The sequence below is a fragment of the Pseudescherichia sp. AS216 genome (assembly GCF_037152055.1).
In the GTDB taxonomy this organism is placed as follows: Bacteria; Pseudomonadota; Gammaproteobacteria; order Enterobacterales; family Enterobacteriaceae; genus Pseudescherichia.
On the sequence record NZ_JBBCMV010000002.1, the window covers coordinates 278,070 to 302,659 of the forward strand.

Consider the following 24,590-nt stretch of genomic DNA (forward strand, 5'->3'; position numbering starts at 1 on the left):
TTTAACAATTTTCTCGAAAAAGGGTTGCGTCAAAGAGCGAGCGGAGTATAGTGCGCTTCCACGGACGCGGGGTGGAGCAGCCTGGTAGCTCGTCGGGCTCATAACCCGAAGGTCGTCGGTTCAAATCCGGCCCCCGCAACCAATACAGTGTGAAAGAAAGAAACCTGCTGAGTAAGCAGAGACGGACGCGGGGTGGAGCAGCCTGGTAGCTCGTCGGGCTCATAACCCGAAGGTCGTCGGTTCAAATCCGGCCCCCGCAACCAACACTGTACCGTGTAGTAAAAATAAGAAGTAGAAGACTCGGACGCGGGGTGGAGCAGCCTGGTAGCTCGTCGGGCTCATAACCCGAAGGTCGTCGGTTCAAATCCGGCCCCCGCAACCACTTCAACAATAAACACCCTTCCGGGTGTTTTTTTGTATCTGTCCTCCGGCAAACCCTCCCGGCAAAAACGTTAGCCCCTGCGGGCCAACGTCACACCATCAGCAAAGTACGCCTTGATCCCAGCCAGAATCGACTCTGCGACCTCCTGCTGAAACGCTGCGGTTCTGAGCTTGCGCTCCTCTTCCACGTTACTGATAAATGCCGTCTCTACCAGAATTGACGGAATATCCGGCGCTTTCAACACCGCAAAGCCTGCCTGATCGACCCGGTTCTTATGCAGTTTGTTGACGTGCCCAAGGCGGTTTAGCACCTCTTTGCCAAACTTCAGGCTGTCGTTGATGGTCAGGGACTGCACCATATCAAACAGGGTGTGGTCCAGATACTGATCGCCGCTCTTGCTCACGCCACCGATCAGGTCGGCGGCATTCTGCGTCTGGGCGAGGTATTTTGCCGCCGTACTGGTGGCCCCTTTCGTTGACAGCGCAAAGACCGACGAGCCGCGAGCGGCCCGGCTGGTAAAGGCATCGGCGTGGATGGAGACAAAGAGATCGGCGCGCTGCTTCTGCGCCTTAGCGACCCGCACCTTCAGCGGAATAAAGACATCTTCGTTGCGCGTCATGTAGGCCTTCATATTGGCCTCTTTATCAATCAGCGCACGCAGGCGGCGGGCAATTTGCAGCACCACGTCTTTTTCACGGGTTTTGTATTTGCCGATCGCCCCTGGATCCTCGCCCCCGTGACCGGGATCGAGCATGATCACCACCGGACGGTCGCGCCCGGCTTTGCCCGGCTTCGGCCCGCTCTGGGCAGGCGGAACCTGCTTCTCCAGGCTCCCTTTGTTGTAATCTTCCAGCAGCGCCAGGAGCGGATCCTGCTCGTTCTGCCCGTTAACCGGGTAGAGATCCATCACCAGACGCTCTTTAAACTCGGCCACCGGAGCCAGCGAGAAGAGGTGTGGCGTGACGTTCTGCTTAAGTTCAAACACCATGCGCACGGTGTTGGGATCGAACTGCCCCACGCGGGCAGATTTGATAAAGGGATCGCTGTCGTGGATCTGTGTCCCCATCCCCTTCAGGACCGAATTAAGATTCACCCCTTCGATATCCACCACCAGCCGTTCAGGGTTGCTTAGGGCGAACTGACGGTACTTCAGCACCCGGTTTGACTCCACGGTAATGCGCGTATAGGTCGATGCGGGCCAGACGCGTACGGCAATAATCTGACTTACCGCGGCTAAACCTGCCTTGCTTACGCTAAGCAACCACAGAGCGCCAGCGCCTTGTAACAGCCGGCGACGGCTAAGAGCTGAGTTGGATCCTGACATGCCTCTCCCGAGCAAAAAAATATGACATTTATTATTAAAACGGCCTGCTTGACGAAAAACTTTAACGAATGATGCATAAACTGTCATCAACAAAAGGGTAAACATTGGTTTAACGGCGGTGACAATGTAGAGATTTTTCTCACATCCCGGTGAAATTTTGACTTGCGCCCACGGCAATAAAAGAATAAAAATACATAAATTCCGAATAAACATGCAATGAGGGTTGTGCCGTGGTGAAGGAGCGTCGAACCGAACTGGTGCAGGGATTCCGCCACTCTGTTCCCTATATTAATGCCCATCGGGGGAAAACCTTTGTCATCATGCTGGGCGGTGAAGCCATCGAGCATGAGAACTTTTCCAGCATCGTCAACGACATCGGGCTGCTGCACAGCCTCGGCATCCGCCTGGTGGTGGTCTATGGCGCACGGCCACAGATCGATGCCAATCTGGCGGAGCACCAACACGAGCCCATCTATCACAAGCATACCCGCGTGACCGACGCGAAAACCCTGGAGCTGGTCAAGCAGGCGGCGGGGCTGTTACAGCTTGATATCACTGCCCGTCTCTCTATGAGCCTCAACAATACGCCGCTGCAGGGGGCGCATATCAACGTGGTGAGCGGCAACTTTATCATTGCTCAGCCGCTGGGCGTCGATGACGGCGTCGACTACTGCCACAGCGGGCGTATTCGCCGCATTGATGAAGAGGCGATCCACCGTCAGCTCGACGGCGGCGCGATCGTGCTGCTGGGGCCGGTGGCGGTCTCAGTAACGGGAGAGAGCTTTAACCTCACCTCGGAAGAGGTCGCTACCCAGCTCGCGATCAAGCTGAAGGCGGAGAAGATGATCGGCTTCTGCTCCTCGCAGGGGGTGATCAACGACGAGGGCAATATCGTCTCGGAGCTGTTCCCCAACGAGGCTCAGGCGCGGGTTGAAGAGCTGGAGGGGCGGCAGGACTACCACTCCGGCACGGTACGCTTCCTGCGCGGCGCGGTGAAGGCCTGCCGCAGCGGCGTGCGCCGCAGCCATCTGATTAGCTATCAGGAAGATGGCGCGCTGTTACAAGAGCTTTTCTCTCGCGATGGTATCGGGACGCAGATTGTAATGGAGAGCGCCGAGCAGATCCGCCGCGCCACCATCAACGACATCGGCGGCATTCTGGAGCTGATCCGTCCCCTGGAGCAGCAGGGTATTCTGGTGCGGCGCTCCCGCGAGCAGCTGGAGATGGAGATCGACAAGTTCACGATTATTCAGCGCGACAACCTGACCATCGCCTGCGCGGCGCTCTATCCGTTCCCGGAAGAGAAGATTGGCGAGATGGCCTGCGTGGCGGTGCACCCGGACTACCGCAGCTCGTCGCGAGGGGAAGCGCTGCTGGAGCGCGTTGCCCTTCAGGCGCGGCAGATGGGCCTCAGCAAGCTGTTTGTGCTGACCACCCGCAGCATCCACTGGTTCCAGGAGCGCGGCTTTACGCCGGTGGATATCGACCTGCTGCCGGAGAGCAAGAAAGAGATGTACAACTACCAGCGCCGCTCAAAGGTGCTGATGGCCGATCTTACCTAAGCACGCCCTTCCCTACCCGGCCGGGTAGGGATCTCGCTATTTGACCTGCGCAAAAATATCGCCAAGGCCGCTGCGTCGTTCGGTACGGGTGGCAATAGCCTGCACCAGAATACGCTCGTCGGCATAGAGCGACAGCCGACGGCGCGCGCGGGTGATAGCGGTATAGACCAGCTCCCGAGTCACCACCGGCACCATCTGCCCCGGCAGGATCAGCGCAGCGTGGTCAAACTCCGAGCCCTGTGATTTATGCACCGTCATCGCCCAGGCCGTTTCATGCTCCGGCAGGCGGCTGGGCTGTACCGATTTGATGCTGCCGTCCGGCAGCGGGAACCAGACGCGCGTCCCCTGCCCCCGGTTCAGCGCCACGCCGATATCGCCGTTAAACAGCCCCAGCGCGCTGTCGTTACGGGAGATCATCACCGGGCGTCCATCAAACCAGCGCGAGTGTGGCGTCCGGCTGATACGCCGCTGGTTCGCCAGGGTCTGCTCCAGCCGCTCGTTGAGGCCTGCTACGCCAAACGGCCCCTCGCGCAGGGCGCAGAGCAGCTGGTACTCGCTGAATGCCGCGAGGATCGCCTTTGGCTCCGCCTCATCCCGCACCAGCTGCAAATAGCGCGCGTAGCCCGCCAGCGCATCGTCTAGCAATGCCTGGTAGTCGTCACGCGCCTGGAGAGGCTTGTGCTCAATGTCGCTAAAGCCCTGGCTAAACACCGAGCGGGTACTTTTTTTATCGCCCCGGTTTACCGCTGCCGCCAGCTGGCCAATGCCGGAGTCGCTGCCGAAGCGGTAGCTGGTTTGCAGCAGGCAGAGGCTGTCGCGCAATGCGCCCGCCCCGCCCGGCTCGCCGCCGGGAACCGCCATGCCCGTCAGACGGGAGAGTTGCTCGGCCCGCGCCGGGGTAAAGCCCGCGTTAACCCATGCGCAGATATCTCCCAGCACCGCTCCCGCCTCTACCGAGGCCAGCTGATCGCGGTCGCCTAAGAAAATCACCCGTCCATGGGCAGGCAGCGCATCGATCAGCCGTGACATCATCGGCAGGTCAATCATCGACGCTTCATCCACCACCAGCACATCAAGGTGCAGCGGGTTACCGGCGTGATAGCGCAGGCGCTGACTGCCGGGTTGGGCACCCAGCAGGCGGTGCAGCGTACTGGCCTCCACCGGCAGGCGCTTTTTCTGATCGTCGGTTAATGCCAGCTGGCGCAGGGCCGCGCCCAGCGACTCCGTCAGGCGCGCCGCGGCTTTCCCGGTCGGAGCCGCCAGATGGATGCGACAGCGACCGCCGTTCGCCATCTGTACCAGCGCCGCCAGCAGCTTCGCTACCGTGGTTGTTTTTCCAGTGCCGGGCCCGCCGGAGATCACCGAGATCCGCCGGGTCAGCGCCACCGCTGCCGCCACCTTCTGCCAGTTGATCCCCTCCGTTGGCGGAAAAAGCCCGTCGAGGATCTGACGCAGCTGGGCTTCGTCAACGCTCAGCGGCTGGTTAACCTCGCTAAAGAAACTCGCTACGGTCAGCTCGTTGCACCACATACGGTTCAGGTAGAGGCGCTCCCCGGCCAGCACCATCGGTGCAGGGGTATGACCGTCGCTGACGGCGTCGGATCGCTGTAAGATCCCAGCCCAATCGCAGGGCGCACCGGCCTCGGCAAACAGCGCCATCAGCAGGGAATGGCTCTTATCTTCGGCCTCGGCCGCCAGTCGGGAGAGAGGCAGACAGACGTGGCCCTCCCCCGCGTCGCGGCTAAGTATCGCCGCCGCCAGGGTTACCGCTGGCTCGTCGCGTCCGGCCACGGTCAGGGCAAACTGGACGTCCAACGGGCGAAACAGCTTTTGAGCCAGCGCCTCTATAAGCAGAGTTTGCATCGTCACTGTGCGGTCTCCTGATAGTCTTCACTGGCCTCTTCACCGCTAAACAGGGCATCCATCTCGTTAATCAGCCGTACATCCGGGCGAGTGGTATAGACGCCCTGCTCGCGGTTTTGCGCATCAACGCCACGCAGGAACAGGTAGATCACGCCGCCAAAATGGCGCTCATAATCGTAGTCCGCAATGCGATGGCGGAGATAGCGGTGTAGCGCCAGCGTATAAAGTTGATACTGTAAGTCGTAGCGGTGCGACTGCATAGCAGCCGCCATCGCCTCGCGGGTATAGGCCTCGCTGCTCTCGCCCAGCCAGTTAGACTTGTAGTCCAGCAGGTAGAAGCGGCCGTTGTGGCGGAAAACCAGGTCGATAAAGCCCTTTAGCATCCCGCGCACGTCGCGAAAATCCAGCGGCGGACAGCCCGCAGACAGCGGATCGTAGCGACGGATCGCCGCATCCAGCTTCTCTGAGGTCAGGGTCTGGGCAATCGGAATATAGAACTCCATCTCTACCTGCTTATCTTTCGCGGTGAGCTGGCTTAACGATAAACCTGACTCAATAAGCGGCGCGCGCAGGATAGCGTTGATCCAGGCCAGCAGCACCGGCTGCCACTGTTCGTCAAAACCGCCTGCCTGAAGGCGCTCGCTCACCCACTCCTCGGTCACCGGCTGGGTGAAATCGATATCCTCAAATAGCCCGTGTAAGAAGGTGCCCGGCGACGCCCCGCGTGGAAACGCATGCGGCGTTAAGGCCGGTACCTCGTCCGCCTGGCGTTCACCTGCGGCATCAACGTCCAGCCGCGGGAGCAGATCCTGGGCGATGCCGTGCCCACGCTGCTGCAGGCCAGAGTAGCTGGTCACCCGCCAGTCGTCGAGAATAGGACGGTCAATGTGTCGGGCACGCAGCGACGGCGGCAGAGAGAGGGTGTACTCCCAGCGCGAATTATCCGGCGTGCCAGGGATGCTCAGCACGATATCGTCACTGCACAGCGTCTCCAGGCAGTGGCGTAAGCCTGCGGCATCGCGCGGCTCGCCCTGCTGGATCAGCCTGCCCAGTGCGCTGTGGTGGAAATCGCTCTCGCCGCTCTTCTCTCCGCGACGGCGAAACAGCGGCGCAATGCCGAGGCTACAGTGCCATACCGAGCGCGTCAGCGCCACGTAGAGCAGGCGCAGATCCTCCGCTAGCCGCTCCGCCTCGGCCAGCTCAATGCTCTCGTCGGCCTGGCTAAGATCCAGCACCGCCTCAAAGGAGGTACGGTCGTGATAGAAGGCCTGGTCCTGTGCCCGGTAGTTGGCGATAAACGGCAACCAGACTAGCGGATACTCCAGCCCTTTGGCTTTATGAATGGTGACGATCTGCACCAGATGCTTGTCGCTCTCCAGCCGGAGCTGCTGGCTGGCGGCGTTGCTGTCCGGCTCGGCGATATGCTGCGCCAGCCAGCGCACCAACGCATGCTCGCTCTCGGTATGCGCTCCCGCCTCCTGTAACAGCTCACTGATGTGCAGAATATCGGTCAAACGCCGCTCGCCGCCGGAGGTGGCCAGCAGGTTCTCCGCGATATTGCGCCGGGCCATCAGGGTGCGCAGCATCGGCATGACGCCGCGCTTTTGCCACGTCTGGCGGTAGCCGTCAAACTCCTCAACTACCCCGTCCCATGCCTCTTCATCCTTGTTGAGCCGTTCAATATCCTGGGCGGTCAGGCCAAGCATCCCCGTTGCCAGAGCGCTGCGCAGCGTGCTCTCCCGCTCGGGCGTCAGCACCGCCTGGATAAGCCACAGCAGCTCCTGCGCCTCTGGCGTCTCAAAGACGCTGTCGCGGTTGGAGAGGTACACCGAAGGGATGTTCAGGAGCGTCAGGGCGTCGCGGATCAGCGCCGCCTCGTGGCGGCTACGCACCAGCACGGTTATGTCGGAGGCCTGCACCGGCCGGGAGCGCTTGCCGTCATGCAGCAGGGCACTACCCTGCTGACCCGCCACCAGCCAGTCGCGGATCTGCGCCGCGCAGAGCTGGGCCATAAAGGACTGATAGTCCCCGATGCCAACGCCGTCGCCCTCCATCAGCCACAGGTTCATAGCAGGCTGGGTTTCACCGTGCAGCTCAAAGCGCAGGGGCTGGTTTCTTTCCGCTGCCTTCACCGGCATGAAGGGGATCTCGCGGAACATAAAGGCGTTGTCCATCTGGCTAAACAGCGTATTCACGCTGTTGACCATGCCGGGAGCAGAACGCCAGTTGGTATCGAGCGTATAGTGAGCGCTGACTTCCCCACGCGCTTTCATGTAGGTGAAGATGTCCGCGCCGCGAAAGGCGTAGATCGCCTGCTTGGGATCGCCAATCAGCAGCAGCGCGGTATCCGGCTGCTGCCGCCAGATGCGGCGGAAAATACGGTACTGCTGGGGATCGGTATCCTGAAACTCATCGATCATCGCGACCGGAAAACGCTGGCGGATCGCGGTCGCCAGCGCCTCGCCGTTTTCACTGTTCAGCGCCTGGTCGAGACGGCTCAGCATGTCATCAAAGCCCAGCTCGCCGCGACGGCGTTTTTCGCGCGCTACCGCCTCGCGGATCTCCCGCATGGCGGTGGTCAGCACCAGATCGCTGAGGGTAAGCGGCTCGGCCAGCAGCCCCTCAATGGCGACAAACAGCGGGTGCTCCGGCACAACGCCGCCCGCCTTGGTGCGCGAGGTTAAAAAGGACTGGGCGAACTTCTCCAGCGCGTCCGGCAGCAGATAGCCGCGGGTCTCCTCCTGCGCCCAGGCGCTAATCTTCTCGATCCACTTGCCCTGGTTGCCCCGGTTGAACTTGCGTCGGTCAATGCCTGAATTTTCAATCAGGGGATCGAGCTCCGCTACCGCCGCAAGCCACTGCTGCTTGATGGCATCAATACGGGCGATGATTTTCGCATGGCGCGAGGCCAGGGTCTCATCCGCAGGCGGCGGGGATTTAATTACCGGTGCCTCTCCCTGCAGATAGCGGTTAATTGCGTTCAGCAGCTCCAGCGGCCCCTTCCACGAGGCGTGGATCACTTCGGCAATATCGCGAGGCAGCGGATAGCAGTGGCGACGCCAGAAATCGGCGCAGGCCTGCGCGCGCAGCAGGGACTCATCTTCAATCAGCTGCTGCTGGAAAAGCATGCCCGACTCAAAGGCGTTGAGGCTCAGCATACGCTGACAGAAGCCGTGGATGGTAAAGACCGCGGCCTCGTCCATCTGCCGCTCGGCCAGCATCAACCAGCTCGCCGCCTGTTGCTTATCGGGAATATCATCAAGCAGGCGAGCGTAGAGCGCATCGGCGCTGCTTTCACGCAGGCAGGCGATACGTAGCTCGTGAATGTTGCTGCGGATACGGCCGCGCAGCTCTTCGGTGGCGGCTTCGGTAAAGGTCACCACCAGCAGCTCTTCCACGGTAAGCGGACGCGAAAAGGCACTCTCGCCGCCCAGGCCCAGCAGCAGGCGCAGGTAGAGGGCGGCGATGGTGTAGGTTTTCCCGGTGCCCGCAGAGGCTTCAATCAGGCGCTCACCGCGTAAGGGTAAGCGCAGGGGGTCCAGAGTCTCAGCGGGGTTACTCATTGTTTCTCACTTATCAGGGGCAGCGTGCGCTGCAGCGCGCTGACGTTGTCCCATACCTTCCAGCCTTCAGGGTGTACATACCCGGATTTATCACTCGGCGTGCCGGAGACCTGGGACAGGATCGCCATCCCCTGCGGCTCTACCACCGCCTGGTGGAAGAAGTCGGCAAGCTTCTGCGGCGTCAGCTGTTTAATCTCAGCGACAACTTTATCACGGGAGTCAAAGCGCATATTACCCCGATCGAAATCTTTGCTGATCTGCGACGCCTCTTCTCCCAGCGTTTGCGGGGCCTGAGTAACCTGAGCGATCACCGCCTGCTGCAGCTGGGCAAACTCTTCTGCGCTCATTTTGCGCAGCCGCTCCTCTGCCGTTGGGAAGAAGGCCTGGTAACGCGCCCACAGCGCCAACGGCTGTTTGTCGCTGCTTTGAAGCAGGAAGCCTAAGCCCCACTGGCGGCCAACGCTCATCGGGAAGGCAAATACCGCATAACCGAGCTGCTCTTCGGTACGCAGCTGGTTATAGAACCACGGCTGGATAATTTGCCCCAGCATCGCGCTGTAGGCCGAGCTGCTGTACTCGTCATAGCCGGGCGGGACAAACACGGCGGCCAGCGCCGAGTCGCTGGTACTGCCTGCTTTTTCAAAGATTATCCCCTGCTTTTTGTCCACCAGCACGTCACGATTGCGGCACCACTGGTTTCCCTTCGCCGCAAGCTGATCCTGCACCTGGTGAGCCAGATCTTTCGCCTGCGTCTCGCTCATATTACCAACGATTAAGAACTCCGGACGGGCGTTGCTTTTCAGCCGATCGCGGTAGGCCATCACCTCTTTCAGGGTGATCTCCGGCAGCAGGGCCCGACGCTCTTCACGCTGGAAGTAGGGAACCTGAGAGAGCATCTGCGCCGGCATAATCGCCTGCTCGTAGGCTTTGCCCTTCTCTGCGGAGTCCATCATTTGCGCATACCAGGACTTCGCCTGCGCCAGCTGATCCTCGGTTGGCGTATAGCTGAAGTAGCCCGTCAGCAGTGCGCTGAAGAGCTGCGGCAGGCGCTGGGTATAGCCGTTAGCGTTAAGCATCAGGCCGTTATTGGCGTTAGTGGAGAAGCTAATCCCGCCAACGGCGGCCTGGTTGCTGAGCTGATCCAGGGCGATCCCTGCCAGATAGTCGTTCAGGGCGAACATCACCTGGTTTTTGGCGCTGTCCATCGCCAGCGGATTGCGCAGCACCACGCTAACGTCAGCCTTTGGCTCGCTGGCAAAATAGCGGCTCGGCATGTAAACCACGCGCAGGGTGGGATCATCCACAATCAGCTCGGGATGGGTGTAGTTTTTCGCTGGCTTTTGCAGCGTGAAATCATCCGGAATATAGGGGTTCAGCTCCGGCAGCGTCAGCGCGATGGCGTTAGATTTCTGCTGCCAGTCGGCGAAAGTCTGGTCGCTAATCTTATCGACCTGATAGGGCGCATCGACAAAATAGGCGGTTTTATTGTGCGGCTCCTGCGGGCTGATATACCAGATGCGGGCGTTCTGCGGCGTCATCATCGCCAGACGCGCCTTAACAGCCTCGGCATCAAACTGGTCAGCAATGTTTACCGCATCCAGGGTGTGCTCAACCGGCACGCGGATCATGGTATCTGCCAGCCACTCGACGTAGTCCATATCCCGGGTAATAGAGGGGTAGCGGAAGTCGAGATCCAGCACGTGGGACAGCTCGTCAAAGTAGCGCTTGTCCACGCCCTTCTCACGCAGAAGCTGGAGGTAGCTAAAGATAGCCGCCACCACCTCATCACGGTGCGCCAGCCCTTTTTCGGTCAACGTCGCGGATATCGCCAGTACGCCGCTGTTGCCGTTAACGATCGGATCGGAGTCGGCGCGGATCCCTTCCACAAGCCCCTGCTGCTGCAGCCAGTCAGAGAGCGTGCCCGGGCTGCGGTTGCCAATCAGGTAGGTAATCAGCTCGTCAGTTTTGCTGCGGAACTGCGGTGTATTGTTATCGATGCGGAACTCAACCCGCACCACCTTGCGCGGCATCACCGGCACATAGTGGAGGATCAGCCCCTTCTGCGCATCGGTCACCACCGGCACGTCAATTTTCGGCAGATCCAGCGTTTTGTTCGGCACGCGGCCAAAGGTTTTTGCCGCAATGGCGGCTAACTCCGGCAGCGGACGATTGCTGTAGACCACGGCCTTCATCAGGTTCGCCGAATAGTATTTGTCGCGGAAGGCCAGCAGCGCCTCCTGCACCGGGCTGCCCGGCTTGTCGCTCAGGGTCTCCAGGTTACCGCCAGAGAAGCGTGCAGCGGGATGCGCCGGATTGATGGTCTCGGCGCTCACCTGCGCCATGCGCATCCCGTCCCGGGAGCGGGCCAGCGTCAGCTCGGCGTTAACCGCGTTACGCTCGCGTTCGGCGTACTTTTTATCAAGCAGCGGCGAGGCGATGGCATCCGCCAGCCGATCCACGGCCCCTTCCAGCGCATCGTTCTCAACTTCCAGATAGAACGCGGTACGGTAGGGTGCGGTGCTGGCATTGTGGCTGCCGCCGTGCAGCTTTAAAAATTCAGCAAGGCTGTCCGGCTGGGGATAGTGGGTAGAGCCCATCAGGGTCATGTGCTCAAGATAGTGCGCCAGGCCGGGATGCGCCTCCGGATCCTGCAGCGAGCCAACGGGCACCACCAGTGCGGAGAGCGATTTCACCGCCTGCGGATCGTTAACCAGGAGCACCACCATGCCGTTATCGAGGCGAATAGCCTGATACTGACGGGTGTCCTTATCGCTTTTACGAATGGTTTCCTGAACGGGTTGCCAACCGGTGTCTGCCTGACTTAACGGTGCCCAGAAGGCGACAAATAAGACTAACGCTTTGAACCAGGTGCTGCTGGGCATTCACGAACCTCATCATTAACAAACCAGTGCCGGCAGTACCGGCATATCCAATCAGTCCGTGATTCGCTGCGCATCATAATGGAAGCCTTTCCACTGCGCAATTTTTATACACTTCATCAGGACTGACTAAAGCGAAAGAGCGGCAGTAAATAACGTTCTGCCTGCTTAACTATCTCGGCATAGTTTTCAGGTTCGAGGGTACGCCACAGGCGCTGGTACCATACGTCCTCCCCCTCGCCGCTGACCACCATGTTGCCTTCATAAGCCTGCAAGAATTTGCTTCGCGCCTTAGCGAGCGTCTCCTCATCTTTTAACATCGCATCATTTGTTGCGTCATAACAGGCTTTTATCCATGCGCCCCCGCTTTCGGGTAGCAGCAGCAGCGGTTTTTTCATCCCCTCCCGGTAACCCTCGACCAGCTCCTCAAGGTACTTCAGGGCCTCATCTTGCTTGAGAGGCGGGAACTGCCAGGCTTTATCATTGCGGACAAACAGCCGGCTCTCTCCCGTTCCGCCGCTGGCACAGTAGACAAGATGTTCCAGCCAAAGTTGCAGCCCCTGTGAGACCTTCAGCATCGAAGGACGCCAGCGCAGCAGGCCATCCTCCTGCACGTGCTGTAGCCAGCCGGTCAGATGCACCTTGCCACAGTCAAGCTCGATCTCCATGCTCTCGGCTGGCTTGCGGTGCTCGTGAACCCGCGAAGCCAGCTGCTGCATCTCCTGGTGCTGGCTCTCCCAGACAATTTCACCAAATGCGCCGTAGGGCAGCTGGCCCGCCGCACGGTATTGGCGGAAGAGTTTCTCGACATCTTCCTCCTCTACCAGGGTGTTGAGCAGCGCCTGGTTGAGCTGGTAGCGGTCCAGGCCATCAATGATAAATGGCTCGGCGTCGGGAATATCGCTCGCCTCGGGGCGGAAGTTAACCTTCAGACGCATCAGGAAGAAAGCCCGCACCGGATGCGCCCAGAAGCGCTGTAGCTGCTCAAACGCCAGCGTCTCCAGCGGCTCATCTTCCAGCTCCTGAATAAAGGTGGCATGCGCCACCCCCTGCTGACTGGCGGCGGGCAACCACTCCCGGGCATAGCTTTGCAGCTCATCGGCAATAAAGTTTTCTGCATCGAACGGCATTCGCGTATGCAGGTGAGTAATATGATCCACCACTCGTCGCGCGCTCTCGTCGCAGGTGAGCCCCTCATCGCCAGGCAGATAGTGGCTCTGCCCGATGTAGTCCACCAGCTCCTGCACCAGCACCGACGGGAAGCGTTCGCTGTTATCCTGAATCGAGCGCCCAATATAGCTAATGTAGAGCTTCTGCTGCGCAGAGATAAGCGCCTCCAGGAAGAGGTAGCGGTCATCGTCCCGGCGGCTGCGGTCGCCGCGCATCGGTTTCTGGCTCATCAAATCAAAGCCGAGCGGGGCTAGCGCGCGCGGATAGACGCCGTCGTTCATCCCCAGCAGGCAAACGACCTTAAAGGGGATAGATCGCATCGGCATCAGGGTACAGATATTGATAGGCCCGGCGAGGAAACGCTGGCTGATGCGCTCCTGATCGAGCCTCTGCGCCAGCTCGTCGCGCAGCAGCGAGAGCGGCACCGCCTCGTCATAGTGCGCGCCGACGCCCTGGGTGATCACCGCCTGCCACTGCTGTTCAATCAGCGCCAGCGCGGCTTCGGTATCGGGATCCGGCAGGAAGAAGTCGTTGAGCATGTCGCGGCAGACCGGCAGCCACTCGGCCAACGGGCGATCCTGAGCCAGCCCTTTGCGCCACAGCCTGAGCTGCATCAGCAGTGAGGCCAGATGGCCCACCAGCTCGGCAATCAGGCCGCTGGACTCATCGTAGGGCAGCACCGACTGCCACTCGCCCTGACGGCTCTCCATCGCGTAGCCAAGCAGCATGCGCGTCAGGCCAAACTGCCAGGTGTGCTGCCCGGTGGCAGGCAGCGCCAGCTCGCGCACGTTGTCGTCATCCATGCCCCAGCGCACGCCGGACTCGTTGACCCACTGGCGGAGATAGCGCAGCCCCTCTTCGTCGATGTTAAACCGTGCGGCGAGCACCGGCACATCCAGCAGAGCCAGCACATCCTCCGACTGGAAGCGGCTATCCGGCAGCGAAAGGAGGCTGATAAAGGCCTGCAGCGCCGGGTGCGACTGGCGGGCGCGGCGGTCGGAGATGGCATAGGGCAGATAGCGCTCCCCGCTGGCGCTGCCAAATACCGCCTGGATAAAGGGGCTGTAGCTGTCGATATCCGCCACCATCACAATGATGTCGCGCGGGGAGAGATCGGGATCCTCCTCCAGCATCGCCAGCAGGCGATCGTGCAGCACCTCGACCTCGCGCTGCGGGCTGTGGCAGACGTGCACCGCCACGCTGCGATCCTCTCGCTCCAGCCTGCGCTTGGCGTCGCTGCGCTCATACTCCTGGGCCGTCACGCCGGCGACGGCGCTGTTTTTCAGCTCCAGGATGTCATACTGCACGTTTTGTAGCAGCGCACCGGGCGTAATATCAACGAAGGCATCGAGATCGTCGTAGCGATCCATGCCTGCCAGCAGATAGATGTAGTCGCGCCCCAGCTTCCCCCACGAGGCCAGCAGCGGGTTACCCACCTCCTGCTCGCCTTCGCTGTTAAACAGGCCCTCTACCGGCTGATCTTCACGGAACAGGGCCACCGGATGAGCATCAAGGTGGTGTTTACGCTGGCGGGCAATGAGCCGGGAGAGAAACGCCGGATCTTTGATATCCCCCCAGTAGTAGCGGCAGGGGTTGGTAAACAGCAGGTGAATATCCACATGCTTACCCAGGGCCTGCAATGCCTGGAGATAGACCGGCGGCAGGGCCGAAATGCCGCAGATGAACACCCGGGAAGGCAGCCCGGCTGGCGGCGTTGTCGCAGACTCCAGCACGTTGATAAAACGCTGATAGAGATTGGCGCGGTGCCAGTGCGGCTGCCCCAGCGCCGCGGTATGCTCCACCAGCGCTCGCCAGAGCGGGGCCTGCCAGATCTGCGCTTCACCGAGACCGTCGATCAGGCCGCCCTCTTCCCAGCGGGTCAGCCACTCCGGGCGAAAGACCAGATACTGATCGTAGAGATCCGCCACCCGAGACGAGAGTTGAAACAGCTTGCGCTTGTCATCATCGTCATTGAGGTAGTGGCGGAGCATGGTAAACGCCTCCTGCTCCAGCATCTGCGGCAGCAGGGTCATCAGCTTCCAGCTCATGCTCTGTTTATTAAAGGCGCTCTCTTTCGGGATGTCCGGCAGCACGCGGACAAACATATCCCAGATAAAGCTCGCCGGGAGCGGGAAGTCAATATTGGCGGCGATGCCAAACTTTTGCGACAGCGTCATCTGTAGCCATTGCGCCATGCCGGTACTCTGTACCAGCACCATTTCGGCCTCAAAGGGATCGTCGAGCCGTTCGCGCTCAACGATAAACTCCATCAGTGCTTCCAACACATCCAGACGATTGGAGTGATAGACCCTTAACATAAACGCTCCTGACTACTTATAAACTGGGCAATATAACCGCGTCATCTTCCCCTGCCTGCCCACCGGAGAGGTGATGGTTACGCTGATGCTGACACATCCGGCGTCCGTTGTCTGTACCCGGCTGACCTGCCAGCCTGCCGGTAGCGGCGCGGGCCGGGGCTGCGCCTGCTGCCAGCCGTAACGCCACAGGTAGCGATAGTGGCTCCAGGCGGTGAAGCCCTCCAGCAGCACGCGATGATACCCTGTCAGCGCCGTGACAACCATGACCAGCAGCACCATTGCCAGCAACGTCTCCGGCAGGCTAAAGCCCCGCTGGCGGGCTACGGCATCTGACACAGGCGTATCTCCTTGAGGGGACAGAAATCGCTCCAGCCGTGGGGCGAAAACGTCACGCCGCTCTCGCCTGTCGCTCCGCTGCGCCACAGCGTTACACTCCCGCTGGCGGCGATCAGCACCAGCGTCCGGTCGGCAAAAATGCGTAAGCAGACCCGCCACGGCTGGCGGTGATGCTCCCGGCACTGCACGGCAGGCTGCCTCTGCCAGCGTTGCATTCGCCCCCACTCCAGCGCCGAGTGAGCATCGGCCAAATTGCGCATCGCCCGACTTTCGCTGGTAATGCGCTGCGTATGGGTGCGCTGGCGCTGGTTTAAACCGCTAAGCATCAAGCTACCCAATACCAGCAGCAGGAGCACCAGTGCCAGAGAGGATATTCCCTTTTCGCCCCTCACAGGTTGTACCCCACCACGCTGTACGTCGCGCTAATGGCATCCTCGGGATGATTAAGGGGAGCCGCCGCCAGCGTCAGCGTTAGCATGGGGGCCAAAACGCCCGGCGGCTGACGAACCACCGTAAAGCGCTGCACGCTGACCGTGGCCGGATCGGTGATTTTATCCCACCCTTTCTCTTCGCAGCTCTCTGCCCCCTGCCGCGTCTCCAGCACGCCGCTCTGCAAGCGAAAGCCGGTCTGTTCGGCCTCTGCGAGGGGGGAGTGTTCCCACCGGCCGTTGCTGTTGGCATCCCATCGCACGATTATGCAGGCTCCCTGCCGACCCATGACCAGCGGCTGTCCGCTGCACTCTCCCCGGCAGTAGCCAGCCCGCTGGAGATGCTTTCCCAGCGTGAAGAGATGCTGCCAAACCGCCTCTTCCAGCGCTTGCTGCCGGGTTTGATGGAGCATTGCCGCTTGCAGCGCAGGTAAAAAGCGAGCGGCGCTGAGCAGGAGCACGCTGCCGATGGTCATCGCGATGAGTACCTCCAGCAGCGAGAACCCGCCTTCGGTCAGCTGCATGCACCGCTGTTTGTACGCTGGCATACTCTTATCCGCCCCCAGTTCGATACAATGATTTGCCACTCCCCCGCCTCGCTACGCAGCGTGATGTGTCCGGCCCATGCGGTATTACGCAGCCCGTAAAAGCCGAGCGAGGGGGTGATATCAACCAGCGCCACCTCAGGCCAGAGCGGACGCAGCGCAAAGGGGTTATCCCCGCCACACGTTGCCTGCGCATCAGCTGACGCCAGCAGGCACCAGCGGCCGCTCTCTTGTTTCACCCATACCTTGCGATCCCGGTTGTGCCAGTTGGCGTCGTTCCGCAGCAGTTCCAGATAGTCACGCACCTGCCAGGCGGTTTGCCACAGACGCTGATGTGCCTGATAGCTCTGCCAGCCATACAGCCCCGACGCGCCAAGGATCACCAGAACGATCGTTGCTACCGTGATCTCTATAAGGGTGTAACCCTGCTCTTTTTTCATGGCCGTACTTTGCGCCTGATGCGTGATGCATGCGAGGTGAGATGCTCGCTTTTACGAGGCGCTACGGGAGAAATATTGTGGATTGCAGAGGGTTACATCACAGCGGGAAGGCGGGTCGCAGAACGGGGTAAAAGCGAAAAAAAGCCGGCGCGGTAACGCGCCGGCTGTGGCAGGCTGTGATTATCAGATAGCGACCGGGGCTTTGATGCCAGGGTGCGGATCGTAGCCTTCAATCTCAAAGTCGTCGAAGCGGTAGTCAAACAGCGACGCGGGCTTACGCTTGATAACAAGCTTCGGCAGCGCACGCGGCTCACGGCTCAGCTGCAGGTGCGTCTGCTCCATGTGGTTGCTGTAGAGATGGGTATCGCCGCCGGTCCAGACGAAGTCACCCACCTCAAGATCACACTGCTGCGCCATCATATGCACCAGCAGCGCATAGCTGGCGATATTAAACGGCAGACCGAGGAAGACATCGCAGGAGCGCTGGTAGAGCTGGCAGGAGAGCTTGCCATCCGCCACGTAAAACTGGAAAAACGCGTGGCACGGGGCCAGCGCCATTTTGTCCAGTTCGCCCACGTTCCAGGCGGAGACGATGATCCGCCGGGAGTCCGGATCGGTCTTCAGCTGGTTCAGCACGGTCGCGATCTGGTCAATGTGGCGACCGTCCGGCGTAGGCCATGCACGCCACTGTTTGCCGTAAACCGGGCCAAGGTTGCCCTGCTCGTCGGCCCACTCGTCCCAGATGGTGACGTTGTTTTCATGCAGGTAGGCAATGTTAGTATCGCCCTGCAGGAACCACAGCAGCTCATGGATGATTGAGCGCAGGTGGCAGCGCTTGGTGGTCACCAGCGGGAAGCCCTCCTGCAGGTTAAAGCGCATCTGATGACCAAAAATGGAAAGCGTGCCGGTGCCGGTACGGTCGTTTTTCTGCGTGCCTTCATCCAGCACTTTTTGCATCAGTTCTAAATACTGTTTCATGATTCCTCAGGAGACGTGTTGCTGCGGGCGACGGCGGTACGCCCAGACCATCATCAGCGCACCCGCAATAATCATTGGGATAGAGAGGATCTGGCCCATGCTGATGTACTGCACCCATTCGCCGGTAAACTGCGCGTCCGGCTGGCGGAAGAACTCCACAATAATGCGGAATGCGCCATAGCCGATCAGGAACAGGCCTGATACTGCACCCATCGGGCGCGGCTTACGAATATACAGATTAAGGATGATAAACAGCACCACCCCTTCCAGCGCCAGCTCGTAGAGCTGAGACATGTGGCGCGGCAGGACGCCATAGGTGTCAAAAATAGACTGCCACTCCGGATGTGAAGGCAGCAGCGCCATATCCTCGGCGCGAGAGCCAGGGAAGAGCATGGTATAAGGGAAACTCGGATCGACGCGGCCCCACAGCTCGCCGTTGATAAAGTTACCCAGCCTTCCGGCACCCAGCCCGAAGGGGATTAGCGGCGCAATAAAATCAGAGACCTGGAAGAAGGTACGCTTAGTGCGTTTAGCAAAGATGATCATCACCACGATCACACCGATCAGGCCGCCGTGGAAGGACATGCCGCCGTCCCAGACGCGGAACAGATAGAGCGGATCCTGGATAAAGGTCGGGAAGTTATAGAACAGCACATAGCCGATGCGCCCGCCGAGGAAGACGCCCAGGAATCCCGCATAGAGCAGGTTTTCCACTTCGTTTTTCGTCCAGCCGCTGCCGGGACGGTTTGCGCGGCGGCCAGCCAGCCACATGGCAAAAATAAAGCCAACAAGGTACATCAGGCCGTACCAGTGCAGCGAAAGCGGTCCGATAGAGAAAATTACCGGATCGAAATCGGGAAAATGCAGATATCCATTATTCATCTGTCACCACAAAGTGTTGTTATTCCGCCAAAAGTCGACAGCGGTTAAGATGTGCGCCCGCTTAACAGGGCGCTCCAAAGCTGGGAATCATAGCATAAGCCAGGCGGGCGATTAGGGCGAAGTTGTAAAAGATCTGTATCTTCCCTTTACCCGCCGCCGATGCGCTAGCGTCCGCCGCGGATCAGGCCACCCATGCCACGGCGCTCCATAAAGGCGGCCACCTGGTGGCGCACCTCAGAGGTAAACTGCGCCTCCAGGGTACGGTTTGCCAGCGTCTCGGCATCCTCGCGATCAATATGGCGTAGCAGATATTTAACGCGGGCCACCGAACGGCCGTTCATCGACAGATGGCGGTAACCAAGACCGATCAGCACCGCCACGCACATCGGATCGCCCGCCATCTCACCGCACAGGCAGAGATCGATGCCATAGCGCTCCGTCTCCTGAGCAATGGTTGCCAGCGCTCGCAGAACCGCCGGATGCAGGCTGTCGTAGAGGCTTGCCACACGGGTGTTGTTGCGATCGACCGCCAGAAGGTACTGAGTGAGATCGTTGGTACCGACGGAGATAAAATCGACCCGGCTCGCCAGATGCGCCAGCATAAAGACCATGGAAGGGACTTCCAGCATCACGCCGATGCGCGGCCTGGGGATAGCGTAGCCGATCATCTCTTCCACTTCCCGCCCGGCGCGCTCAATCAGTCGGCGAGCTTCGTCCACCTCTTCAATGCTGGTGATCATCGGCAGCAGGATGCTGAGGTTGCCGGTGGCGGCGTTGGCGCGCAGCATGGCCCGCACCTGGATTAAAAAGATCTCTGGCTGATCGAGCGTAATACGGATCCCACGCCAGCCAAGGCAGGGGTTCTCCTCGCTGATGGGCATATAGGGCAGCTGCTTATCCGCCCCGACGTCCAGCGTACGCAGGGTCACCGGCTTCTCGTTAAAGAGCTGCAGCATACCCTGATACTGAGCCACCTGCTCCTCTTCGGAGGGGAAGCCGCTTTGCAGCATAAACGGGATCTCAGTTCGGTAGAGACCAATCCCGTCGATGCGGCTGCCAAGCTGCTCCTCATGTGCAGGACTCAGCCCGGCGTTGAGCATCACCTTAACCCGATCGCCACTTTTTAGCTGGGCGGGAAGGTTAACCTCATCCTCCGCCAGCTTGCTGAGCTCGTTCTCTTCGGTGATGAGACGCTGATACTCCTGAAGCAGGATCGGCTCAGGATCGACCAGCAGCTCACCCCGGTAGCCATCCACCACCAGCGTGCGACGATGCAGCACCGAGGGCTGAATATCGGCCCCCATGACCGTTGGGATGCCCAGCGCACGCACCATAATCGCCGCGTGGGAGTTGGCTGCGCCGTCGCGTACGACCACCCCGACCAGCCGATCGTGAGGCAGTTCAGCCAGCGTAGTAGCGGAGAGCTCGTCGGCCACCAGCACAAAGCGCTCGGGCCAGGTATTGGGGCCCTGTAGGCTATCATCGAGGTGGAACAGCAGGCGCTGACCCAGCGTGCGCAGATCGCCAGCGCGCTCCTTGAGATAACCGTCGGAGAGGGCAGCAAACTGTTCGGCAAAGCGTCCGATGACCTTTTTCACCGCCCACTCGGCCACGAAACCGCGATCCACCTCGTCGAACAGCTCGCGTCTGAGGCGGGCGTCCGACAGCAGGTGGGAGTAGAGATCGAAGATGGCCGCCGTCTCTTTCTGCTGCCCGGCAGAGAAGCGCTTGCTGTAGCGACGAAACTCGCCGGCGGCCTCCTCAAGCGCACCGGTGAGGCGTTCACGCTCAAGGGCGGTGTCCAGCGTCGAGGCTTCGTAGACCTGCTCCATCAGCGGCAGGGTGGCATCCATCCACCCCTCGGCAATGGCGACGCCGGGTGCGGCAGGCAGGGCACGAATACGCGTCTGGCGATACTGGCCAAACAGCGCGGCAAGCTGCGACTGAGAGAGGATCGCCGCCATTTGGGTGGCCAGCGTGACTAAAAACGACTCTTCGCTCTCATCAAACTGGCGCAGCTCGCGCTGCTGTACCACCAGCACGCCCAGCAGCTGACGCCGCTGGATAATCGGCACGCCAAGGAAGGCGCGGAAGCGCTCCTCTTTTACTGAGGGAATGTATTTAAAGCTGGGATGCTTTTGCGCGTCGGCGAGGTTAATCGGCTCCGCCAGCCTGCCTACCAGGCCGACGATACCCTGATCGAATGCGAGCGTGATGGTGCGGCCGCGCGGCTTTTTCAACCCGCGCGTCGCCATCAGGTAATAGCAGCGTCTGTCGTGATCGGCGAGGTAGACCGAACAGACTTCGGTATCCATCGCCAGACAGATGTCCGTCACCAGAATATCCAGCGCCTCATTAAGGCGTGGCGCGCTGGCAACTTTCTCAACTATTTCTCGTAACCGGGTGAGCATGATATGTATGGCTTATCCTCTCTTACGTCGCCAGGCAGGAGAGTGTTGTGGCTTTGGGGTGCTCTCCGCCAGCGCCATAACCACACTTGCAAACTCCTTCATCACCCGACGATAAACATCGCGCTTAAACGAGACAACCTGACGAACAGGATACCAGTAGCTTACCCAGCGCCAGCCATCAAACTCAGGGGTACTGCTGGTTTGCATATTGATATCCGCATCGTTGCTGATCAATTGCAAAAGAAACCACTTCTGTTTTTGGCCGATACAAACCGGCTTTGTGTCCCAACGCACCAAACGTTTTGGTAACTTGTAACGCAACCAGCTGCGGGTCGAAGCAAGAATACGTACATCCTTACGGCTCAGCCCCACCTCTTCGAACAGCTCCCGGTACATAGCTTGCTCCGGGGACTCGCCAGGGTTGATACCGCCCTGGGGAAACTGCCATGAGTGCTGACCGAAGCGCCTGGCCCACATGACCTGGCCTTGTCGATTACAGATTACGATACCCACATTTGGGCGGTAGCCATCGTCATCAATCACCGGACTACCTCAAAATAAACCTGAATTAAACGATTGTTTCACACTCGTGAGATACGGTAAACCACTCTCTCAATGCGCTATAACCGAATAACATTTGAATAACTCACAATTATCACCCGAGTTATAAACAGAATGGGCGCATCGGCTGCGGTTTTATTCACGATTTCTGTGGATAGAGTTGTGCAGAAGTACGGAATTACTCCGGGAAAACCCTGACGGCCCTGAACAATCAGTTTATCACTCGTAAAAATAATTTGGGACTATTCATTAGGTTATATCACGATCTTTATGCTATCGGGATCATTATGTGACGTGTATCACAGGCACGATCCGACAACTGATGAAAGATCGAACAGAGCCGGTTTTATCCACAGTTTGTGCCAATAAGTTAAGCACAATTTGTGCGAAAATTCGATTTTGGTCGCACGTCAAGGCTGTAAATGGAAACAGTAGTCCGGGTTTTTCTCACTTATCCCACTTTTCTGTGGATAACATGGTGTAAGATCCTGTTCATTGTCAGTGACCAGATTTGGAAAACATGGCGACCCGTTGCGCAACAGAGATCGCGCAAGGGAAAAAAATCCTAAAAATCATTGCGTTGTTTATCGCTGTGGGAAAAAATCTATCCCGTTGCCCCCTGTGCACTATTGCTGTTCATTTTTTAACCAGAGGTTGTATATATGCTGCCGCTCTCTCCTTTTACCTCTCCGCCAGACTCGGAAAGCGCTCTGCTTGAGCAGGCGCAGCGGTTAGCTGGGCTGACACTTGGCGAGCTAGGTGCGCTGGCTGGGCTGCCGGTTCCGGCAGACTTCAAGCGTGATAAGGGCTGGACCGGTGTGCTGCTGGAGCGCTGGCTGGGGGCGAGCGCGGGCAGCAAGCCTGAGCAAGATTTCGCTGTGCTAGGGGTGGAGCTGAAGACCATTCCGGTGGACAGCCTGGGCCGTCCGCTGGAGACAACCTTCGTTTGCGTTGCGCCGCTGACCGGCAACAGCGGCGTCACATGGGAGAGCAGCCACGTGCGTCACAAGCTGACGCGGGTGCTGTGGATCCCGGTAGAGGGCTCGCGGGAGATCCCTGTCGCCAGCCGCCGGGTTGGCTCGCCGCTGCTGTGGAGTCCAAGCGTTCAGGAAGAGCAGCAGCTGCGCATGGACTGGGAGGAGCTGATGGATCTTATTGTGCTGGGTCAGGTAGAGAGCATTACCGCCCGCCATGGCGAAGTGCTACAGCTTCGGCCAAAGGCGGCAAACAGCAAGGCGCTGACCGAGGCGGTGGGCCAGCATGGCCAGCCGATTCTGACGCTGCCGCGCGGCTTCTATCTGAAAAAGAACTTCACCCGCGCGCTGCTGGCGCGGCATTTTTTGTTGCAGGGTTATTAAATTTTTTGCCCTCGCCTGCCAGAGGCTTATAATTAGCGCTTCTTTTTTTGGCAGGACTTTACGATGTTATTTGCATGGATAACCGATCCCAACGCCTGGCTCGCGCTCGGTACGCTGACGCTGCTGGAGATTGTGCTCGGGATCGACAATATTATTTTCCTCTCTCTGGTCGTTGCAAAACTCCCGACCGCACAGCGTAACCATGCCCGGCGTATTGGCCTGGCAGGCGCAATGCTGATGCGTCTGGCGCTGCTGGCCTCTATCTCCTGGGTTACCCGGCTGACTACGCCGCTGTTCACCGTGCTCGATCATGCGGTCTCCGCCCGCGATCTGATCCTGCTGCTCGGTGGTCTGTTCTTAATCTGGAAGGCCAGCAAGGAGATCCATGAAACGATTGAAGGTGAAGAGGAGGGGCTGAAAACCAACGTTCACTCTTTCCTCGGTGCCATCGTGCAGATCATGATGCTGGATATTATCTTTAGCCTCGACTCGGTCATTACGGCAGTGGGCTTGTCGGATCATCTGTTCATTATGATGGCGGCGGTAGTGATCTCTGTCGGCGTGATGATGTTTGCCGCCCGCCCTATCGGCGAGTTTGTCGATCGTCACCCGTCGGTAAAAATGCTGGCCCTGTCGTTCCTGATCCTGGTTGGCTTTACGCTGATGTTGGAGAGTTTTGGCATTCACGTGCCAAAAGGCTATATCTATTTCGCCATGTTCTTCTCGATCGCCGTCGAGACCCTGAACCTGTTGCGCAATAAAAAGAATCCGCTGTGATCTCTCGCTCCCCCGCTACGGGGGAGCCATCGCTACATTAATGAGCGAGAAATTTAATGATAACGCCTGAAGCGACGCCGGTAATCGCAATCATTGAGCCAACGATCGTCGTTACCTGAGTTCTAAGCGTGCTATGAAGCTCGGCCTTTACATCTGCAATCCTGACGTTAGTCTCTGCTAATTCCACTCTGATGGTTGAGATATCTTCCTTCGTTGCATAGTTAGACTTAATCACGGCGACATCCGTGACCAGCGACTCCACCTTCTCCTCAAGCGTTTTGACGCTTATCTCCATCTCTCCTTCTCCGTTACGTGTAACGTTAATTACGTCACGAAAATATTACCACGCTACGGGTAGGGTAAACCGTGGCGAATGCCGCTATTTCTCGCGGCCTTTTAAGATTTTCCCGCTTTTTCCTTTCGTATCCGTGCGTTATTACTACACTCATTACAGATTCTGGCCTTAAGAAGGAGAACAACCGTGAAAAAATGGGCAGTAGTGATTTCCGCAGTGGGTTTAGCCTGTGCAGTTTCAGGATGCAGCAGCGACTATGTGATGGCGACCAAAGATGGCCGTATGATCCTGACTGAAGGTAAGCCGGCAGTAGATGACGATACCGGGCTGGTCAGCTACCGCGACCTGCAGGGCAACGAGATGCAGATTAACCGTGATGACGTGTCGCAAATTATCGAACGCTAGGTGCTAAGGTCAGCAATCTGCTGGCCTTTTGATTTTTCTCTTCCCCTTTTGCCTCCCCTCTGCCATGTTTATATTCCTTTGTCAGGAAGCCCCTGACGTTGTTAAAAAACAAG

At 59.1% G+C, this 24,590-nt stretch carries 18 protein-coding genes and 3 tRNA genes; 7 read left to right on the forward strand and 14 right to left on the reverse strand.

All coding sequences use genetic code 11. From position 1 onward, the window contains the following. Window positions 1–65 precede the first annotated feature (65 nt). The 3 genes from WFN61_RS06865 (at window position 66) to WFN61_RS06875 (ending at window position 382) form a co-directional block, all read left to right on the forward strand. Window positions 66–142 (forward strand) — tRNA-Met (locus WFN61_RS06865). 44 nt (window positions 143–186) lie between these two features. Further along, a tRNA-Met gene (locus WFN61_RS06870) sits at window positions 187–263 on the forward strand. 42 nt (window positions 264–305) lie between these two features. Next, a tRNA-Met gene (locus WFN61_RS06875) sits at window positions 306–382 on the forward strand. 70 nt (window positions 383–452) lie between these two features. On the opposite strand, the gene amiC is transcribed toward WFN61_RS06875, so the two are convergent. Then, on the reverse strand, window positions 453–1,706 hold the full coding sequence (gene amiC, locus WFN61_RS06880; RefSeq protein ID WP_312178441.1) for an N-acetylmuramoyl-L-alanine amidase AmiC: 1,254 nt from the start codon (window positions 1,704–1,706) through the stop codon (window positions 453–455). A 230-nt stretch (window positions 1,707–1,936) separates the two neighbouring features. Here amiC and argA point away from each other — a divergent pair, with 230 nt between their 5' ends. After that, entirely contained in the window at window positions 1,937–3,268 is a 1,332-nt protein-coding gene (gene argA / locus WFN61_RS06885; protein ID WP_336851902.1) for an amino-acid N-acetyltransferase, read from the forward strand. 36 nt (window positions 3,269–3,304) lie between these two features. Here the strand turns inward: argA and recD are convergent, their stop codons facing one another. From recD to rppH, 12 genes are all read right to left on the reverse strand, one after another. After that, window positions 3,305–5,137, reverse strand: coding sequence for an exodeoxyribonuclease V subunit alpha (gene recD, locus WFN61_RS06890; RefSeq protein WP_257758437.1), 1,833 nt, complete (start codon window positions 5,135–5,137; stop codon window positions 3,305–3,307). After that, window positions 5,134–8,694, reverse strand: coding sequence for an exodeoxyribonuclease V subunit beta (gene recB / locus WFN61_RS06895; RefSeq protein WP_337038383.1), 3,561 nt, complete (start codon window positions 8,692–8,694; stop codon window positions 5,134–5,136). The genes recD and recB overlap by 4 nt, the downstream gene beginning before the upstream one ends. After that, window positions 8,691–11,576 (reverse strand): pitrilysin, encoded by a 2,886-nt coding sequence (gene ptrA, locus WFN61_RS06900; protein ID WP_337038384.1) that lies wholly within the window; start codon window positions 11,574–11,576, stop codon window positions 8,691–8,693. The genes recB and ptrA overlap by 4 nt, the downstream gene beginning before the upstream one ends. A gap of 116 nt (window positions 11,577–11,692) precedes the next feature. Next, the gene (gene recC, locus WFN61_RS06905) at window positions 11,693–15,061 is read right to left on the reverse strand and encodes an exodeoxyribonuclease V subunit gamma (protein ID WP_337038385.1); all 3,369 of its coding nucleotides are present in this window, start codon (window positions 15,059–15,061) and stop codon (window positions 11,693–11,695) included. A 12-nt stretch (window positions 15,062–15,073) separates the two neighbouring features. Further along, window positions 15,074–15,397 carry a prepilin-type N-terminal cleavage/methylation domain-containing protein gene (locus tag WFN61_RS06910; protein WP_144819068.1) on the reverse strand — a complete coding sequence of 108 codons (324 nt, stop codon included), beginning with the start codon at window positions 15,395–15,397 and terminating at the stop codon, window positions 15,074–15,076. Further along, complete coding sequence (locus WFN61_RS06915; RefSeq protein WP_312235571.1) at window positions 15,382–15,789, reverse strand: DUF2509 family protein; 408 nt, start codon at window positions 15,787–15,789, stop codon at window positions 15,382–15,384. Before WFN61_RS06915 ends, WFN61_RS06910 begins: the two co-directional genes overlap by 16 nt. After that, complete coding sequence (locus WFN61_RS06920) at window positions 15,786–16,349, reverse strand: prepilin peptidase-dependent protein (protein ID WP_312273268.1); 564 nt, start codon at window positions 16,347–16,349, stop codon at window positions 15,786–15,788. Before WFN61_RS06920 ends, WFN61_RS06915 begins: the two co-directional genes overlap by 4 nt. Then, window positions 16,340–16,810, reverse strand: a complete 471-nt coding sequence (locus WFN61_RS06925) for a prepilin peptidase-dependent protein (RefSeq protein WP_312177829.1) — start codon at window positions 16,808–16,810, stop codon at window positions 16,340–16,342. The genes WFN61_RS06920 and WFN61_RS06925 overlap by 10 nt, the downstream gene beginning before the upstream one ends. 183 nt (window positions 16,811–16,993) lie before the next feature. Then, window positions 16,994–17,788, reverse strand: coding sequence for a thymidylate synthase (thyA, locus tag WFN61_RS06930; RefSeq protein ID WP_144819062.1), 795 nt, complete (start codon window positions 17,786–17,788; stop codon window positions 16,994–16,996). 6 nt (window positions 17,789–17,794) lie between these two features. Continuing rightward, complete coding sequence (lgt, locus tag WFN61_RS06935) at window positions 17,795–18,670, reverse strand: prolipoprotein diacylglyceryl transferase (RefSeq protein WP_144819060.1); 876 nt, start codon at window positions 18,668–18,670, stop codon at window positions 17,795–17,797. Window positions 18,671–18,834: 164 nt separating this feature from the next. Beyond that, a complete protein-coding gene (gene ptsP, locus WFN61_RS06940) occupies window positions 18,835–21,081 on the reverse strand; it encodes a phosphoenolpyruvate--protein phosphotransferase (RefSeq protein ID WP_144819058.1) in 2,247 nt (748 codons plus the stop codon). Between the two features lie 12 nt (window positions 21,082–21,093). Continuing rightward, window positions 21,094–21,624 (reverse strand): RNA pyrophosphohydrolase, encoded by a 531-nt coding sequence (gene rppH, locus WFN61_RS06945; RefSeq protein WP_042387929.1) that lies wholly within the window; start codon window positions 21,622–21,624, stop codon window positions 21,094–21,096. A 680-nt stretch (window positions 21,625–22,304) separates the two neighbouring features. Here rppH and mutH point away from each other — a divergent pair. Together mutH and WFN61_RS06955 are read left to right on the forward strand one after the other, a co-directional pair. Further along, complete coding sequence (gene mutH, locus WFN61_RS06950) at window positions 22,305–23,000, forward strand: DNA mismatch repair endonuclease MutH (protein ID WP_144819056.1); 696 nt, start codon at window positions 22,305–22,307, stop codon at window positions 22,998–23,000. Between the two features lie 63 nt (window positions 23,001–23,063). Next, window positions 23,064–23,777, forward strand: coding sequence for a TerC family protein (locus WFN61_RS06955; protein WP_144819054.1), 714 nt, complete (start codon window positions 23,064–23,066; stop codon window positions 23,775–23,777). Between the two features lie 37 nt (window positions 23,778–23,814). On the opposite strand, the gene WFN61_RS06960 is transcribed toward WFN61_RS06955, so the two are convergent. After that, complete coding sequence (locus tag WFN61_RS06960; protein ID WP_337038389.1) at window positions 23,815–24,072, reverse strand: hypothetical protein; 258 nt, start codon at window positions 24,070–24,072, stop codon at window positions 23,815–23,817. A 186-nt stretch (window positions 24,073–24,258) separates the two neighbouring features. Between WFN61_RS06960 and WFN61_RS06965 the strand changes: the two genes are divergently transcribed. Next, window positions 24,259–24,477: a YgdI/YgdR family lipoprotein gene (locus WFN61_RS06965; protein ID WP_042387937.1), complete on the forward strand. Its 219-nt coding sequence runs from the start codon at window positions 24,259–24,261 to the stop codon at window positions 24,475–24,477. Window positions 24,478–24,590: the final 113 nt, after the last annotated feature.